At 44.7% G+C, this 17,165-nt stretch carries 11 protein-coding genes; 9 read left to right on the plus strand and 2 right to left on the minus strand.

The annotated features are described in order from the left end of the window. Nucleotides 1-133 precede the first annotated feature (133 nt). From HCZ42_RS08930 to kdgR, 8 genes are all read left to right on the plus strand, one after another. A complete protein-coding gene (locus HCZ42_RS08930; protein ID WP_167420368.1) occupies nt 134-1,336 on the plus strand; it encodes an anaerobic sulfatase maturase in 1,203 nt (400 codons plus the stop codon). Between the two features lie 490 nt (nt 1,337-1,826). Next, nucleotides 1,827-3,548, plus strand: a complete 1,722-nt coding sequence (locus HCZ42_RS08935) for a DUF2264 domain-containing protein (RefSeq protein ID WP_368484181.1) — start codon at nt 1,827-1,829, stop codon at nt 3,546-3,548. Between the two features lie 26 nt (nt 3,549-3,574). After that, a complete protein-coding gene (locus HCZ42_RS08940) occupies nt 3,575-5,494 on the plus strand; it encodes an ABC transporter substrate-binding protein (RefSeq protein ID WP_167420369.1) in 1,920 nt (639 codons plus the stop codon). 494 nt (nt 5,495-5,988) lie between these two features. Further along, a complete protein-coding gene (locus HCZ42_RS08945; protein ID WP_167420370.1) occupies nt 5,989-6,996 on the plus strand; it encodes an ABC transporter permease in 1,008 nt (335 codons plus the stop codon). 3 nt (nt 6,997-6,999) lie between these two features. Then, nucleotides 7,000-8,160, plus strand: a complete 1,161-nt coding sequence (locus tag HCZ42_RS08950) for an ABC transporter permease (RefSeq protein WP_167420371.1) — start codon at nt 7,000-7,002, stop codon at nt 8,158-8,160. Then, nucleotides 8,160-9,860, plus strand: coding sequence for a dipeptide ABC transporter ATP-binding protein (locus tag HCZ42_RS08955; RefSeq protein WP_167420372.1), 1,701 nt, complete (start codon nt 8,160-8,162; stop codon nt 9,858-9,860). Before HCZ42_RS08950 ends, HCZ42_RS08955 begins: the two co-directional genes overlap by 1 nt. Before the next feature lie 95 nt (nt 9,861-9,955). Continuing rightward, a complete protein-coding gene (locus tag HCZ42_RS08960; RefSeq protein WP_167420373.1) occupies nt 9,956-11,920 on the plus strand; it encodes a methyl-accepting chemotaxis protein in 1,965 nt (654 codons plus the stop codon). Between the two features lie 321 nt (nt 11,921-12,241). Beyond that, entirely contained in the window at nt 12,242-13,030 is a 789-nt protein-coding gene (gene kdgR / locus HCZ42_RS08965) for a DNA-binding transcriptional regulator KdgR (RefSeq protein WP_167420374.1), read from the plus strand. Between the two features lie 226 nt (nt 13,031-13,256). Here the strand turns inward: kdgR and HCZ42_RS08970 are convergent, their stop codons facing one another. After that, nucleotides 13,257-14,678 (minus strand): OprD family outer membrane porin, encoded by a 1,422-nt coding sequence (locus tag HCZ42_RS08970; RefSeq protein WP_254868920.1) that lies wholly within the window; start codon nt 14,676-14,678, stop codon nt 13,257-13,259. Between the two features lie 320 nt (nt 14,679-14,998). Then, nucleotides 14,999-15,451 (minus strand): hypothetical protein, encoded by a 453-nt coding sequence (locus HCZ42_RS08975; RefSeq protein WP_167420376.1) that lies wholly within the window; start codon nt 15,449-15,451, stop codon nt 14,999-15,001. Nucleotides 15,452-16,092: 641 nt separating this feature from the next. Here HCZ42_RS08975 and HCZ42_RS08980 point away from each other — a divergent pair. Next, the gene (locus HCZ42_RS08980; RefSeq protein WP_167420377.1) at nt 16,093-17,064 is read left to right on the plus strand and encodes a porin; all 972 of its coding nucleotides are present in this window, start codon (nt 16,093-16,095) and stop codon (nt 17,062-17,064) included. The last annotated feature ends 101 nt before the right edge of the window (nt 17,065-17,165 follow it).

Below are 17,165 nucleotides of genomic sequence, written 5' to 3' on the forward strand. Positions count from 1 at the left end.
TTCACAATAGTAAAAAATTTATATTATTATATTGAAACGTCGTTTTAAAATTGTTGTTTGTGATCACGGATTGATAATAAATTAAAATGGCGTTTTAAAATAATACGTCAATCAAGCAAAAGGCGTCTCTAAAGTGTCAGTCATCATTCCCACCAGTAAGGTGAAAGCAAAGCGTCCGTTTCATATTCTATCTAAACCGATAGGGCCCTTGTGTAATCTCGACTGTGAGTATTGTTTCTATCTCGACAAAACCGACTATTACCCTGAAACCAAGCAGTTTGACATGGGTAACACCACGCTTGAGGCACACGTAAAAAACTACATCGAGAGTCAACCGGTTGGTTGCCGTGAAGTGACGTTTGGCTGGCAAGGTGGGGAACCAACACTTAGAGGGTTGGACTTTTTTCGCCAAGCCGTTGCACTACAACAGAAGTACGCGCGTCCGGGAATGGAAATCATCAATACGTTGCAAACCAACGGAGTGTTGATTAACGACAATTGGGCGGCATTTCTTAAACAGCACAAGTTTTTGGTTGGCATCAGTATTGATGGTGATGAAGAACTGCATGACCACTATCGCAAAACCCGTAGCGGTAAAGGTTCTTATCGTCAGGTAGTTCAAGGTCTACAGATGCTGCAAAAGCACCAGGTTGATACTAACGTGCTGACCGTGATTCAGAACCATAACGGCGACCATGGCAAGCGGGTATATCGACACTTGAAACAACTCGGGGTGAAGTTCATTCAGTTCATCCCGATTGTTGAGCCAGAAAAAGGTAAAGGTGTTTCTGAGCGCAGTGTATCACCAGCGCAGTTTGGTCAGTTTATGGTTGATGTGTTTGAGGAATGGCGCAAAGGGGACATTGGCAAGGTGTACGTCAGCCACTTTGATAATGCGCTCGGTATGCATTTAGGGATGCCATCATCTATTTGTGTTCATGCGCCTCAATGCGGTGAGAATTTAGTCATCGAGCACAATGGCGATGTATATAGCTGCGACCATTTCGTCTATCCAGAATTCAAAGTGGGCAATATCAACCAGCGGGATTATCCGGATTTGATTGAAACGCCTGTCCAACAACAGTTTTCTACTCGTAAGCCAATTGGTAGCCAAACCCATTGTCTGCAATGCGATCAACGTTCGCTTTGTCATGGCGCTTGTCCTGCGCAGCGAATCGACGAAAACGGCGAGCTATCGATCTCAGCCAAGCACTACCTGTGCGAAGGGTACTATCAGTTGTTTTCACACCTACGCCCTTATCTTGAAGCAATGGGGCGATGCTTGCAGCGTGGACTACCACCGCTTTATTACGCGCGATTTATGCGCCAAAACTAAGTCGTTGCTTTAACAATTCAGACTTTAGATTAACGTTTTCCCACACAACGTCGCGTTTGTCGCTCTCTTTCTATGAACTACACATTACACCGTGGTGAGAGGGCATCTTGCCGTTAAACAGCGAAGCTCTCGAGAGCGTACAAACAGAAGACGCACAATAAACATTGTCAAACGTATAGTATCAGTGGCGAGCTTATCCACAGTTGGCATTCTTGCGACCACGCGATCATAACAACCCAGCAGAACTGAACGAGTTTGGTCTATGATCAACAGTGCAAGACTCAGACATTCTCTAAAAAATTTAATTGAAACGTTGTTTTAATTATATTGGTGTTGTGATTTCAAATTTGTGAGCTGAGTAGCTGTTGATCTAAAAAAATGAAACATAGTTTTGATCTTCATATCATAAATATAAAAAAGCGTTTCAATAATTAAATTCGATGGGTTTTAATTCACCTCATTGATGGTTTTGTTGTTAAGCGAGTAACCCGTGGCAAGAAGTTTGAATTGTTTGGCAAATACGGTGCAAGGATGCATAAGCCGTTCTGAAACGCTGCAAATGCTAAAAGTGATTGTAGAGCGTCAGATGGTGGTTGTTCGTGGAACAGCGCAAGACCTGCCAAACTTTAATAGCGCGGCACACTACACGGCAAGCGTTGCGGGTATCGAGCATATTTGTCGTTTAATGTGGGGCGCAGTACCCGCTGGAAATGAACTCAGTAGTGAGCACGATGAGCTACGCCGATTAATCGTCAACGGTACTAACCCATCGCACCCAGACTTTTGGCAGTTTCCGCGCAACTATGATCAACGCGTGGTGGAGATGTCTTCGATTGCTGTTGCGCTAATTGATGCCAACGAGCTTTATTGGCAACCACTGGGTCACGAGCAGCGCGCCAATCTTGCGGCTTGGTTAAATTCGGTTACCGATTTAGAGCTGCCACCAAACAACTGGCGCTGGTTTCGAGTCCTTATATTGAAAGCGCTATCGTTATTAGGCGTTGAGATTAAGCAACAAGTGCTTGAACAGGATCTCGCGTTTATTGATGAAATGTATTTAGCAAACGGGTTGTACCAAGATGGTCTCACAGGAGTAGTGGATTATTACAATCCGTTTGCTTTCCAACTTTATGCTTTGGTTTATGCGCGATGGGATAACTCACAGAGCGAATTCAGTCAGATTCTGCTTCGCCGTGCGATTGAGTTTTCCAATAGCTACCAATACTGGTTTAGCCAAGATGGCAAACCACTTTGCTATGGGCGCTCGCTAAATTACCGCTTTGCTGGTGCTGCGTTTTGGGTTGAGTTGGCGCGTTCTGGTCATCCGGATGTCGATGTTCAACTCGCCAGAACCTGCTGGCAACTAACTATGGGCTGGTGGAGCGAGCAACCAATTTGGGACAACAATGCCCAACTACTCCCAGGCTTTGCCTATCCGAATTTGTTAAGCAGCGAATTTTATACTTCGTATGCCTCGCCGATGTTAGCGCTTAAAGCCTTTAATGCGCTGGCTCTTTCTGATGATCATCCGTTTTGGCAGGCGTCGTTAACCCCGTTACTTGATATGGAACAACCCGTCAAAGTCGCTAATCATTTGTTAATACGACGTGGTGGGGTGTACATGTTGACCAACGGCAAAGGCTCTGCCGAATTACGCCATTGTAATGATAAGTACGCAAAGTTTGCTTACAGCTCGGATCATGGTCTATGTGTTGAAAGTAGCCAGTGGATCGATCAGGGCTGGGCAGGCGACAACATTCTTGCTTTTCGCCACCCTGAAACCAAGCAATGGATAAGCCGTTCGCGCAATCTAGAAGCTCACGTACACGGTGATTCCTTGGTTTCTGTCTGGAGCCCATTTCCTGGATGCGAAGTGAAAACCACTCAAAGGTTTTCCCACGGCAAAGAGGTGCGACTTAATCAGGTTACCACCAACCAACCACTGGATTTTGTCATGACAGGATATGCGGTTGATACGTGGAATCAATGGTTTAGCCATAATGAACCACGTGAGTCGAAAGTGGAGTCAGACAATCTATACAGCGAACTTATTTTGATCAGCGGACCTGGAGAAACACGCGTTTATCCGTGTGCGCCGAACACTAACTTACTTTATCCACATGCCAGCGTGCCAGTGATAACAGGGCAGTTTCTGCAAGGAACATCAAATCTGTTAGTTGAAGTGTGTGCTGGGAAAAAGAATCCCCTTTAATAATGAATCACATCAGGGAGTGACTGATGAACTATAAAAATAACTTACCTCTACTCGGTAAAGTCGCAGTTGCAGTAGCTGCTTCGGTTTCTGTATCTGCTTGGGCAGATACCTACAATGAAGCGCCTCAGCTTAAAGACATGGTTAACGCAGGCCAGCTACCACCTGTGGTTGAGCGTTTACCAGAAAACCCATTGGTAGTACAACCGTTTGAATCTGTAGGCCAATACGGTGGTACGCTAAACCTAGTCGGCAAAGTGGTTGATAACGGTCATCGTATTCGTACCATCGCTTACGACAACTTGTTCAGCTTTGACGTAAACTACTCAAAAGTATTGCCTAACCTAGCAACAGGCTTCACCGCTAGCCCAGACAACAAAGAGTTCACTATTACACTGCGTAAAGGAGTGAAATGGTCTGATGGTGCGCCGTTTACCGCTGAAGATATCGCGTTTTACATCAATGATGTAATCGGCGACCCAGAGCACTCAGGTAACCGCCCACTGGCGCTACCAACGCACGATGCAGCGAAAGCGGAAGTGCTTGACCCTTACACGGTGAAAATCACGCTGACAAAACCAAATGGCTTGTTTATTCGTAGCCTTGCGACGGTAGATAGCGAAAGCTTTACGGCATTCCCGAAACACTACTGCTCTCAGTTTATTCCTAAGTTTAATGACAAAGCAGAAGCGAACGCGAAAGAAGCAGGTTTTGATTCTTGGCGTCAATACGCGTCAACGAAGTGTGAAGCTCATTACTTTATGGAGCACTACAGCAACGTTGATCGCCCTGTCATGACGGCATGGAAAGTGAAAACACCACCGGGTCCAAACGCAAGTTTTGCTGAGTTTGAGCGCAACCCTTACTACTGGCAGGTTGATACAGAAGGTAATCAGCTTCCTTACCTAGATTCTGTTCGCTGGCGTTACAGCGAAGACCAAGAAGAAATGGTACTTCGCGCGGCGAACGGTGAGGCAGATTACCAACATCGTCATATCGGTAAGCCAAACTACCGTTCACTACTGATCGAAAACGAGAAGAAGAGCGGCTACACTTACGAGTTCCGTCCAAGCACTCGTAGTACAGAGCTGGCAATTGCACTAAACCAAACGGCAAAAGATCCAGTTAAGCGTGAGCTTTTCCAAAACAAAGATTTCCGTATTGCACTTTCACACGCGATTGACCGTGAAGAAATCAGCGAAACGGTATTCTCTGGTGCGGTAGGTCCATACCAAGCTGCACCACTAGAAATCTCGCCATTCTACGATGAAGAGATGGCAATGCAGTACACTGAGTTCGACCTAGACAAAGCGAACAAGATCTTAGACTCTCTAGGTTTGGATAAGCGTGACAAAGAAGGCTACCGTCTAATGAAAAACGGTGAGCGTCTGCGTATCGAAGCGATGTCTAAAGTGAACGACAAAGGCGTTCTGGCGGACTCTCTCGAGCTGGTTAAAAACCAATGGAAAGACGTGGGTGTGATGCTGGATATCCGTATCCTAGAAATCAACCACGTGGTGAACCTGCGTTTGACTAACGACTTCGACATGATTCCAATCGTGGGTGATGGTGGTGTGGGTATCATTGATGAAGCGCGTCACTACATGCCATTTAGTCCAGAATCCACATGGGGCTTAGGTTACTACCTATGGGCAAGTAAGCCAGACAGTGAGTTCGCCGTTGAGCCGCCAGCACACGTTAAGAAGCAGCTTGATTTGTGGAAAAAGCTAGAAGCGACGTCTTCACAAGAAGCACAGTACAAGTACATGGAAGAGATCATGGATATCGCCAAAGAGAACTTCTATGTCATCGGTACGGTTGAGTCACTGCCTGTCGGCGTCGTCGTGAACGACAAGCTACAGAACGTGCCTGAGAACATGCCACAGTCGTGGACGTTCCCAACACCGGGACCAATGCGTATGGGCCAGTTGTGGAAACAACAATAATCTGATTCTTTAAGACTAAGCCCCGCTGATTCAGCGGGGCTTTTTTTTGTCATTAAAATCTTCCATATTCTATTGAAATATCGTCCTTAGATACCGGTTGAAACATCGTTGCTTACTTAAAATCGATAGGGTGTAAGTGGATTATTCGGCTTTCGACTCTGCCTTAATATGTACAACTCTAGGCACATGAACATCGGTTCTCATTCCCTGCTTTCCCAGCTCAATTTTACCTTGGCTTAAACATGTAATTTGTGAATATCTAGTACAAATAGTATGGGCTTGATCACGAATTGTATCTTTCTAAACGATCGTGTACACACAAAAATGAAAAAGCGTTTTAAAAATAAATAATGGTGCGTTCTAATAATAATGAATAGGGAGCGTGGTTATTAAATCTGTTTCATTACAGATGAGCGCTAGCAGAGTTCCGTACTCACGCTCTCAAATTTCTATGATTGACTATTCCTCAACAGGACTGGAATTAAGGAACAAACATGAGCAGTTTTTTTCTGTTTATAGGTAAGCGGTTGTTATCCATTTTGGTGACAGTTTTCGCCGTATCTATTGTTATTTTTGCGGTGATAGATTTACCGCCCGGTGACTTCGCTTCATCGAAAATTGCTGAGCTTCAATCAATGGGACAAACCGTTGACCCTCAGATGATCTATACCTTGCGTGAAATGTACGGCTTAGATAAGCCACTATTAGTTCGTTACGCTGATTGGATGTTAGGCCTAATGACAGGCGACCTAGGCATCTCTCTTACCAACAACCAACCAGTATGGGAAACCATCGAACCACGTATCTGGCCTACCGTTGCATTAGCAGGCGCTGTATTCCTATTCCAATTCCTTATCGCAATTCCGATCGGCATGTATTCTGCGCTACGTCAGTACTCTTGGGGTGACTACGTTGCAACGATTTTTGGCTTTATTGGTATGGCGACACCTAACTTCGTTATCGCAATCTTGGCGCTACTTATCGGTTACTACAGCTTCGATACTGTTGTCTCTGGTCTGTATTCAGAAGAGTTTCTTGACCAGCCAATGTCTTGGGCGAAGTTCCTTGACGCCGCATCTCGTAGCTGGATTTACATTGTAGTGGTGGGTACGGCAGGTCTGGCTGGCATTATTCGTATCATGCGCGCTAACTTACTTGATGAGCTGAAAAAGCCCTACGTTAAGACAGCCCGCGCGAAAGGTCAGACTGAAGCAAAACTTATCATGAAGTACCCAGTGCGTATCGCTATCTTGCCAATCGTCTCGACGATCGGTTGGATGCTTCCAGCTCTGCTTGGAGCAGACATCATTGTTAGCCAAGTAATGAACATTCCTACACTTGGTCCACTGATGCTATCAGCACTGCGCGCACAAGACATGTATGTAGCGGGCGATGTTCTGCTGATTATGTCCATTCTCACCATCATCGGTACGTTGATTTCAGACCTGCTGCTCTACTGGGTTGACCCACGAGTTCGAGTAGGCGTAGCGAAGGAGTTTTAAGTCATGACCGCTTCAACATTGAATTTATTTGGTCGAGTATTCGGCCGCAAGAAAAAACAACTGGATCTGAGCACTGCAACCCAGTGGCAATTGATCGGTCTTAAGATGCGCCAGCATAAACTGGCTTGGTACAGCATGTGGTTCTTGGCGCTCATCTACTTTGTCGCCATCTTTGCTGAGTTCTTCGCACCGTTTGACCCAAGTGACAACTGGCGTCGTTACACATATGCGCCACCTCAGGCGGTCAGCTTTATCGAATCAACGGATGACGGCTGGCGTTGGGCACCACACTTGGACTTTTACAAGAGCAAGACGGACCCACGTACGTTAAAACGTCATTACACGTTGGATGAAAGCAAGAAAGTGTACTTCTCGTTCTTTGGCAAGACAGAGACTTACCAATTACTTGGCTTTATCCCAATGAACCGCAAGTTCATCACACCGGATAATCCAAAGCAGCCGTTCTTTATCCTTGGTTCTGACCGTATGGGTCGAGACATGCTCTCGCGTCTAATTTACGGCGCTCGAATCTCGCTTTCCGTTGGTTTGATGGGGGTATTCACCACGTTCGTGCTTGGTATCGTGATCGGTGGTATCTCAGGTTACTTTGGTGGTGCGATCGATAACTTCATTCAGCGTAGTATCGAATTCATGAAGTCGATTCCAACCCTACCGCTATGGATGGCATTGTCTGCGTCCTTGCCGGCGGAGTGGAGTTCGCTGACGAAATACTTCCTGATCACCATTATTCTTGGTTTGGTTTCCTGGCCAGATATGGCGCGTGTTGTACGAAGCCGCTTTATGTCATTACGCAGCGAAGAATACGTTGCCGCAGCGTGGCTAGATGGTAATACACCGTTTGAAATCATCCGCCGTTACATGGTGCCTAACTTCCTTAGTCACATCATCGCGGTGGTAACATTAGCGATTCCGGCAATGATCTTGGGTGAAACAGCGCTAAGTTTCCTAGGCCTTGGTTTACAAGCGCCAATGGTAAGCTGGGGTGTACTACTGCAAGAAGCGCAAAACATCCGCGCACTAGCGGAAGCGTCTTGGTTACTTATCCCTGCAGTAGCGGTAGTTGTGGTTATCTTAGCAATGAACTTTGTTGGTGATGGTTTGCGTGATGCTTGCGACCCATACCATGACCAAGGAGCGAAATAATGAAAAAACGTATTTTACAGGTTAAAGATCTTAACGTGAGCTTCCCGACCAGCACGGAACATTTTCACGCAGTCAAAGGCGTGAGCTTTGAACTGTTCCGTGGTGAGACTCTATCTGTGATTGGTGAATCGGGTTCAGGTAAATCGGTCACGTCGTCTGCCATCATGCAGCTACTGGATAAGCCGGGCCGTATCGATTCAGGTGAGATCCTCTACGAAGACGAGTCTGGACAGATCATCGATATTGCTCAGATTGATCCACGCAGCAAAGAAATGCGTTACATGCGCTGCTTTAATATCTCTTTGGTATCGCAAGAGCCAATGGCGGCGCTGAGCCCGGTTCACACTGTTGGTGACCAGATTAAAGAAGTGCTTTGCTTGGTTGACCCAAACATCACGAAAGAAGGTGCTCACGCTCGTGCACTAGAGCTACTTCATCAAGTGCAGATGCCCGAGCCGGAAACGCTGATCAACAAATACTCGTTTGAGTTGTCAGGCGGCCAGCGCCAGCGTGTGGTCATCGCGATGGCCGTGGCGTCGAACCCAGACATCTTGATTGCCGATGAACCAACAACGGCGCTTGACGTTACCACGCAGGCAGAAATTCTTGACCTGTTTGCGGATTTACAACGTCAGTTTGGTATGGCGATTCTGTTCATTACTCACGACTTAGGTGTGGTTGCGCAAATATCCGACCGTGTTGCGGTAATGGAGAAAGGCGTATTGGTAGAGTGTGGCGAGGTCAGACAGATCTTCGAAAACCCACAACACCCATACACTTGTAAACTGATGGAAGCGACTCGCGCGCTAGAAAAACCTTCTGCGGTGAAAGTCCCGTTTGATTTATCCGCGCAAGGAGTCGCTAGCCCGATTCTTAACCTTCAAAGCGTATCGAAAGTGTTCGAGAAGCCAGCGAAGATGTTCCAGAAAAAGCAGTTTATGACTGCGGTAGACGACGCAAACCTGATTCTTTATCCGGGGGAGTCGTTGGGTATCGTGGGTGAGTCTGGTTCAGGTAAAAGTACCTTGGGACGCGCGATTCTGGGCATGTCACCGGCAAGTTCCGGTAGCATCCAATATGTCGATTTGAAAACTAAGACAGATATTGAGCTTTCAGACTACAAACGCCAAAAACGCGACCCACTTTTTGCGGATCTGCGTTTGATCTTCCAAGACCCGTGGTCTTCGCTTAACCCGCGTATGACGGTATTCGATATCATTGAAGAGCCGCTAATCAAACTGCGCACAGAGATGAACAAAAAAGCGCGTGAAGAACGCGTGCGTAACATCATGAAGTGGGTCGGGTTGCCACCAGAGTTTTCAAGCCGTTACCCGCACGCATTCTCTGGTGGTCAGCGCCAGCGTATCGTTATCGCTCGCGCACTAGTGACGATTCCGAAAGTGGTAATCGCCGATGAAGCCACCGCGGCACTGGACGTATCTTTGCGCTCTCAGGTTTTAGACCTACTGATTGAGTTCCAGAATACTTACGGTACGGCGTTTATTCTGATCACGCACGATATCGCAACTGTGAAGTACTTCTGCGACCGCGTATTGGTATTGCAACACGGAAAAATCGTTGAGCAGGGCGACGTGGAACAAGTGATTTTCAACCCTCAAGAAGAGTACACCAAAGAGCTTATCTCTGCAGTTCCAGTCGCGGAGTTACCGCCAGAGGTGGCGATAAAAAAGAGCGCATAACCTCATAGATTCTATGGGGTGAAGCCTGCGAAAAGCCTCCTGTCCAACTGGGGGCTTTTTTATCGGTGCAATTCAAACCTTTGAGGGAACAAAGAATGTTGAAAAACTTGTCGATTGTTAAACGTGTCTATCTGATGATCACGTTTGTCACCGCGTTATTATTGACCGTTTGCGCCATGTCGATCTGGCAGGGAAGACACCTCATCGCGCAACTCGAGCAGATTTCGGCTTATCAGATGGCTGACATGCAAACCAATGCAAGCAGCTTAAGCCTAGTTAGTGATATTAAAAATAACGTGTTGTCGATACCTGGTTCGGATGAACAACAGTTGGTTGAGCTCAAACAAGATCTGGAAAGCAGTATACAAATGCTTCGTGAAGCGGCGGCTCAAACCCAAAGTACTGGCTATATTGGAAGCGGTTTGAGTGAAGACTTGAATCAGTTGTTTGCCAATATGGATAAAAGCTTGGCGCGTAGCGAGGAACTGGAAAAAGATCAGCACCGATATCAATCAGCAATCAATCGATTAAAGCGAACCATCTATACCTTGGCCGCTACGACCGATGATATGAACACCTCGATGGTTGCCGAAAACTACAGCGGCCAAATCGACAGTTTAACCTTCAATATTGACCGAGCACTACTTAGCAATGACATCACTGTTGTAGAGCAGTTGATTGGCAAAAACCGATCGCTCGCGGCATCTATTCGGCAGCAAGGGAGTCAGTTAGACGAACGTAGTCGACAGTTTTCTAAACGCGACCTAGCGTTAGTCGAGAAAGTTCTTTATAGCGCCATTGACGAACAAGGGGTAGTCAACAAGCACCTTGTCGCGTTAGAGAATCAGCGAGCGATTCATGTAAAAGCGCAAATGATTTCCGAAAAACTGCACTTGCTCGAAACCAACCTTGAGTTAGCAAAACAACAACTGCTCGAACAGGTCAACATGCAGGTAGCGGTTTCACAAGAAAAGCAGAGTCAGCATCAACTGCAGTTAGTCTTGTTTGTTTCTATTATGGGCGCTGTTGGTATTGTATTTATCGTGACGTTGTCACGAGAGCTCAAGCACAGTCTTAAGAGCCTAATCAGTGCAATTGAAAAAATGGCGAATAAACAACTCACGTTTTCTGTAGATAAAAAACTGACCGGTGAGTTTGCCCAACTGGCCGAGCACCTAGAAATTTTGCGCCTTTCACAACTCAGCATCGTTGATACGCTGCAACTTAGCGCAAAGGAGATGGGAGAAACCACTACGAAGAATTCCGAGTATACCTCTTCAATCACGGATTCTATGGCTGTACAAGCAGAGAAGTCGGCGCTAGTAGTAAAGCATACCAATGAACTGCAATGCTTGATTGAGAATATCGCCATGCAGAGTGAATCCGGTGCGCAACAGTCTGACGTCGCGACAGAAGAAGTGCTTAAGAGCGACCAGAACGTGAGTCAAAACATCGTTAGGCACAAGGAACTGGACGAAAAGCTGCGATTGGCAGTGGAAGTGATTCATCGCTTACAGCAGCGCGCCCTGCAAATTACCAAAGCGATGACCTTTATCGAAGAGGTTGCCCAGCAAACCAATTTACTCGCCCTAAATGCAGCTATTGAGTCTGCCAGAGCCGGCGAACACGGACGCGGTTTTGCCGTAGTGTCGGATGAGGTAAGAAGCTTAGCCGAACGGACCTCAAAAACCGTGGACGAAATCCACGGTGTTGTGGAGGCGCTAAATCTTGACGTTGACAAAGCGGTTTGTGAGATCGAATCCTGTAGTCACGATATGAAGGTCTCAATGGAAAGTGCTACCAATACATTTGAATCCGTTACTAAAGTTAAGATTTGTTTGGAGCAAACTAATCGAATTGCTCAGAGTATTTCGACCGCGACAATAAAACAGCGACAATTAGCTAATTATATTGTTGAACAATTAGCTGTGGTTGAAAAACACTCACAAAATAACCACAAAAAAGTTAAGAATTTAGCCCAATTAGGTACGCAGCTAAAATTAACATCCGAGAAACAAAATAATATCGTTACGCAATTCTTTATTTGCGAGGAAAATTAATTAACAAAAAGCCATCACACAATCGAATGATATATTGATTAGTGTGATGTTGCTTCAAAAACCTTTAAGGTCAAAAGTTTAGCGTTTCAATAGCTTAGAGGTGTATGGGCTGGTAGATATGAGACCGCCTATACAAAAACAGAGTAATGGCTCTTTTTTTTTGTAGAACATTATTTTAAATTGTATGAAAAATTGTATGAAATAAATTTGTCAGCATAGCCTAAAAAATTAAATAATAGGCATCACTGGAAAAGCAATGAAGTTTTGCATGATGCATTGAACTTCAATGAAGTGTGCTGGATAACGAGATAGGTAATAATAATGACTAATGGGAAACAACCTGAATCAGTTTCTTCTGTACTAAAAACATTCGGTATTTTACAAGCCCTGAGCACTCAAAAAGACATCGGCATCAGTGAATTGGCTCAGCGCCTAATGATGTCAAAAAGCACGGTTTACCGCTTTCTGCAAACAATGAAAACAATGGGTTACGTATCGCAAGAGGGTGAGAGTGAAAACTACTCACTGACTTTGAAGTTGTTTGAGCTGGGGTCTACAGCATTGGAATACGTTGATTTGGTTGATCTAGCGGATATTGAGATGCGTCGTATCTCTGATCTTACGCTAGAAGCGCTTCACTTGGGCGCGCTAGATGGTGATAGCATCATCTACATCCACAAGATTGACTCCAAGTACAACCTGCGCATGCAATCGCGCGTGGGCCGTCGTAATCCTCTTTACTCAACTGCTATCGGTAAAGTCCTGCTTGCAGAGCGTGAAGAAGACGATGTAAAACGCATTCTAAGCGACGTAGAGTTCACTAAATCGACAGAACGTACGCACGAGACGATTGAGTCACTGATTGACGAGCTATACACAGTCCGTGAAGTTGGCTTTGGTGAAGATAACGAAGAGCAAGAAGTGGGGCTACGCTGTTTAGCGGTGCCTGTATACGATCGTTTCAACAATGTTGTCGCTGGTATGAGTGTCTCATTACCAACGATCCGTTTTACTGAAGAGAAGAAGGCTGAGTACATTGCTGAGCTTCACGCAGCCGCAGCGCGTATTTCTCACAAGCTAGGTTGTAAAGAGTACCCTCACGGTAAATAAGAGCACACAAGCTTCTACAAGCCCGCTATCAAAGCGGGCTTTTTTGTTACCTTTGATGACCTGTGTGCACTTGAATGCGCATCATTAGCTTGGATTTTATACCAAGATAATTCAGCCCGCTAATTAAGAGGTTAGCGACGGTGGTCGAAAACGGTCAAAGGATAGAACTCGATAAACAAAAAAGCCCGGCTCAAGGCCGGGCGAAGAGTAAAGGCAGGTTGAAGCGTTACTTAAGCTTCACACTATATGAGATAAGAACTTTCAGATCGTTACGATCGTTCTTATGCACAATGTCGTCGCCACGGAAGCGAGCGCGGTAAGTACGAATGTTCAAACCTTCTAGCGCACCGTCTAGGAATTTGTAGCCCACGTGCCAGTCGAATGAAGTCATTGAACCATCGTATTCTTCCGCGTCCTTGCTAGAGCGAACGTTTGTTGCGTAGTTACCGCCAACACTTGCGGTTAGTTCAGGTAGACCCCAATCCGCAAAGTTGTAGTTCACTGCCAGTTTCGCCGCACGCGCGCCATCTACGTTGTAGTCTTCCAGCTGTGATGTTGCTTGCATGAAGTTGCGGTTGTCTGAGTTCGCCCAAGGGGTTAAACGGAAGTTGTAAGTCAGCTCTTGGCCGCGCGTATCGGTGTCACTCAAACCTGCGATCCAAGTGAAGCCACCGTGTTTAAGGTTTGCGCCCAAGCCGTAGTAACTTTGTGCTTTTGGATCGTCAACTTTCGGATTCAGGTCGCTCTCTTCTGCAATCGAGCCGTGGTAGAAGGCGGTTAGACCTAAGTTTGCACCGCCTAAATCAAAACTGTACTTACCCAGTGCTTGCCAGTTTGTGCGGTAATCTTTACCGACACCGTAGCCAAGGTCGATTTGACCGTCACCGAATTTGTAGATCGCACCTACCGTTTGGATATGATCGATAATCGTATTAGTAGAGTCAGAACCTGGCTTTTGGTTTTGGTGCCACTTAGTGGTCATCGGTAGGAACTCTTTTTGCCAGTCGTTCTTGAATTCGTCGGCAATCGCGTAACCTACAACCAGGTTACCAAAGTGTGCTTTTGCTTCAATACCACGGTAAGCATGTGGGTTAAGTCCCCAGCTTGAACGGATGGTACCAATGTTGATACGTGTGTAGCCGCCGCGAACAGCAAGACCGACATCTTCATCACCAAATTTTGCTTTCAGTGCAGCGATGGTAAGAGCCGCATACGACTTTTCACAAGCGTTGCCGTCATACGAAGAGTTACCTTCACATTCATGATCAAAGTAAAGGATCTCCGACATACCTGTGGTATCACCCAGTTTCAGGTTGGTGTTAGCCCACAAATCGAGACCAATCGTATCTTTGAAGTACCCTGATTTGTAATCCCACGCCAGTTGCAGAGTTTGGTTTTCGATGTTTGGTACCCAGTGGCCATCTGCATTTTTTTCTTCACGATCACGAATGTATAAGAAGGAGTGAATAGTAGATGTTGAACTATCGTAAAACGCTTGTTTCGCTTGTGCTGCTAAATCAACCGCTGCTGCACTCTCATTAAGTACGTCCGTCGGGTCCGTATCATTTGCTAATACCGAGCCAGAAACTAGCGCCGCAATAATAGAGGCACTAACCAGAGAGAGATTGGTTCTATGTTTCATATCCATGCTTTCCATTTAGTTGTATTTACTGTTTTGATTCGTTGTTCTAATAATATACAGAAAGAATATTTTTTAAACAGAAACGCTGTTTTAAAAATTAAAAACCAGATCTTCATCAATGTTAAAATAACATTTTGATACATTAGTGTGATGTGGAAAGACTAAACAATATGAATACAAAGTGTGTTATGAGAAACCGATTGCAAATCTCATATAAATAGAGGGCGTTGTACGGTATTTGTGACAGGTCGACGTGTAAAAGCTATGGCTACCTATCAATGAGATAGCCTATTTCTTAAAGTGTGATAGATGCGAGAGTAGAGGACTCAACTTGGCAGAAGTTGAATATTTAACTTAAGAAAGCGAGCGTACAAGTCTTTGGTTTCACTTTGATACCAATCCGCAGGCATCGTATTTAATAGTCCGACAGTGCGAAGGGCAGACTTTTCGTCTTTGCTGATTACCGCATAGTGGAGCAGACTGTTTAATATTCGCTGCAACACGCTTGGTGTAAGTTCACCATCTCGCTGATATCGCTTTATTTCCCCAATAATAACCGCGAGTGGAACAATGGGTTCTAGCTCTGAGTGTTTAAGGTGGGTGACCGACGTCGAACGTAGCGAATTTTTGCGCGCCAACTCCCAATCGGGCTTACCTTGTTTGCTGAGATAACCTTCTCGCATGCAAAAGTAGCTAAATAAGAAACGCTCAATCAAAGGCCAGCGTTCCGCTCTCACTTCTATATAAATGTGTTCAAACTCAAGTTCTAGATCGGTCATAACGAACCCATATCGGAATAGGGTGCAAATGATAGAACTTCAGGGTATTGCAATGCAAGAACAACCTCGGACGTAAACATATGTCGGCGATTTCTATTGGTCTATTGTCATACTGGACAATTAAACAGGGAATGTATGATCAAGTATTGTTCTAATTTTTCTTATTAATATGCATCCGTTTTTAATTCCTACATTTTTATACCCAAATATATTTGCCTATCATTTTTCTAGTACTAATTAATTTTGCAAAAATGCAATTGCGAGTCATATCAAACTTTTATTTTTACGTTTTCATGATTTTATCATTTATCATTTTTTGATTTTTAATTACGTTGAAGGTTATATATTCTCCACGCGTGCAATATAAGTTTAAATATTTGACCTTGATCAAACTTACCTATCTATAAATATTATTTTTAAAGCATCAAACTGCATATCGTGACTTTGCAAATATGGGTTTAATTATGATCTCGATCTTGTTTATTAATATTAAAATAATATTTCAATTTTAAATTGTATTTATTTCGATAATATTATCTCCGGAGCGCATTTTTAATATGAATGCAATTTCTTAATCTAAAAATACTTTAAATACAATTAGTTGCGTTAACTCTTTTTCAATGCAACACATGGAGTACGATATGAACATCAAACCTTTAGCTATTGCAATCTCTGTTCTATTCACTGGTGCAGCAGCAGCAGGCGAAATTTACAAATCAGAAGAAAATACAGTTGAATTATCAGGTTGGGCAAAAGCTGTCGCATTATACGTTGATGCCGATGCTGGTGATAAAGAACCACACGTATTTACAGATGCACACCTTAAAGTTAAAGGTACGCATGAATTATCTGAAGAAGCGAAACTAATTGGTTCTTTTGCTATCAACACTGGTACTAGTGTTTCGAAAGATGATAAAAACGCATATTTTGATGATATCAAATTAGAATTTGACCACGTTGAGTACGGTAATTTCTCTTTCGGTGATACTGGTAATTCATTTGGTGCAATTGAAAAAGCGAAGCAAGGCGAAGGTTCTAACCTATACATCATCGGTCAAGGTGGCGTAGATGGCCAAGGTATCCGTTACAAGAAAACAATCAACGATCTTGAGTTTTCTGCTAACTACGAAACTGATAGTGACACAAACAATGATGCAAACTATGCAGCATCTCTAAACTACAAAGCAGAAGAGTTCTCAGCGGCGGTTGCTTATGGTTCTGACGGTGATGACGCGAATTCTCTTGGCTTAGCGGGTGACGTAACGCTGGGCGATTTCACATTTGGTGCAGCATTCATTTCTTTCGAAAACGCGGCGAGCTTGAAAGCAAGCGACAGTGTTGAACTTACGCTTGGTAAGCCAAACGACGGTGAAACTTACTCTGTAGCAGCTGCATACAAATTTGAATCTTTCAAAGTTTACGGTTCATTGCAATACGCAGACGGTGACCTACAAGGTACAGCTGTAGAAGCGCAAACTGCATACCTAGGTCTTGGTTACGATGTAACAGATGCATTCAAAACAGACTTAGTACTTCAAACAGGTTCTGTAGAACAGGATGGTGACAAGGAAGACGGCTACGGCGTTAAGTTTGTAGCGAAGTACTCGTTCTAATTTCTGGTTCTATCATTAATCCACTGCTTTACTTTATTTCTAAAGCCACCCGCATTCCGGATTGAATGCGGGTTTTTTTGCGTTTAATGAACCAGGTATAG

This window comes from Vibrio hepatarius (assembly GCF_011806575.1).
Taxonomy (GTDB): domain Bacteria; phylum Pseudomonadota; class Gammaproteobacteria; order Enterobacterales; family Vibrionaceae; genus Vibrio; species Vibrio hepatarius_A.

Excerpts from the sequence above, each read along its gene's own strand:
- HCZ42_RS08940 (WP_167420369.1), top strand. The coding sequence starts at position 3,575 with ATGAACTATAAAAATAACTTACCTCTACTCGGTAAAGTCGCAGTTGCA.
- HCZ42_RS08945 (WP_167420370.1), top strand. The coding sequence starts at position 5,989 with ATGAGCAGTTTTTTTCTGTTTATAGGTAAGCGGTTGTTATCCATTTTG.
- HCZ42_RS08950 (WP_167420371.1), top strand. The coding sequence starts at position 7,000 with ATGACCGCTTCAACATTGAATTTATTTGGTCGAGTATTCGGCCGCAAG.
- HCZ42_RS08955 (WP_167420372.1), top strand. The coding sequence starts at position 8,160 with ATGAAAAAACGTATTTTACAGGTTAAAGATCTTAACGTGAGCTTCCCG.
- HCZ42_RS08960 (WP_167420373.1), top strand. The coding sequence starts at position 9,956 with ATGTTGAAAAACTTGTCGATTGTTAAACGTGTCTATCTGATGATCACG.
- kdgR (WP_167420374.1), top strand. The coding sequence starts at position 12,242 with ATGACTAATGGGAAACAACCTGAATCAGTTTCTTCTGTACTAAAAACA.
- HCZ42_RS08970 (WP_254868920.1), bottom strand. The coding sequence starts at position 14,678 with ATGGATATGAAACATAGAACCAATCTCTCTCTGGTTAGTGCCTCTATT.
- HCZ42_RS08975 (WP_167420376.1), bottom strand. The coding sequence starts at position 15,451 with ATGACCGATCTAGAACTTGAGTTTGAACACATTTATATAGAAGTGAGA.
- HCZ42_RS08980 (WP_167420377.1), top strand. The coding sequence starts at position 16,093 with ATGAACATCAAACCTTTAGCTATTGCAATCTCTGTTCTATTCACTGGT.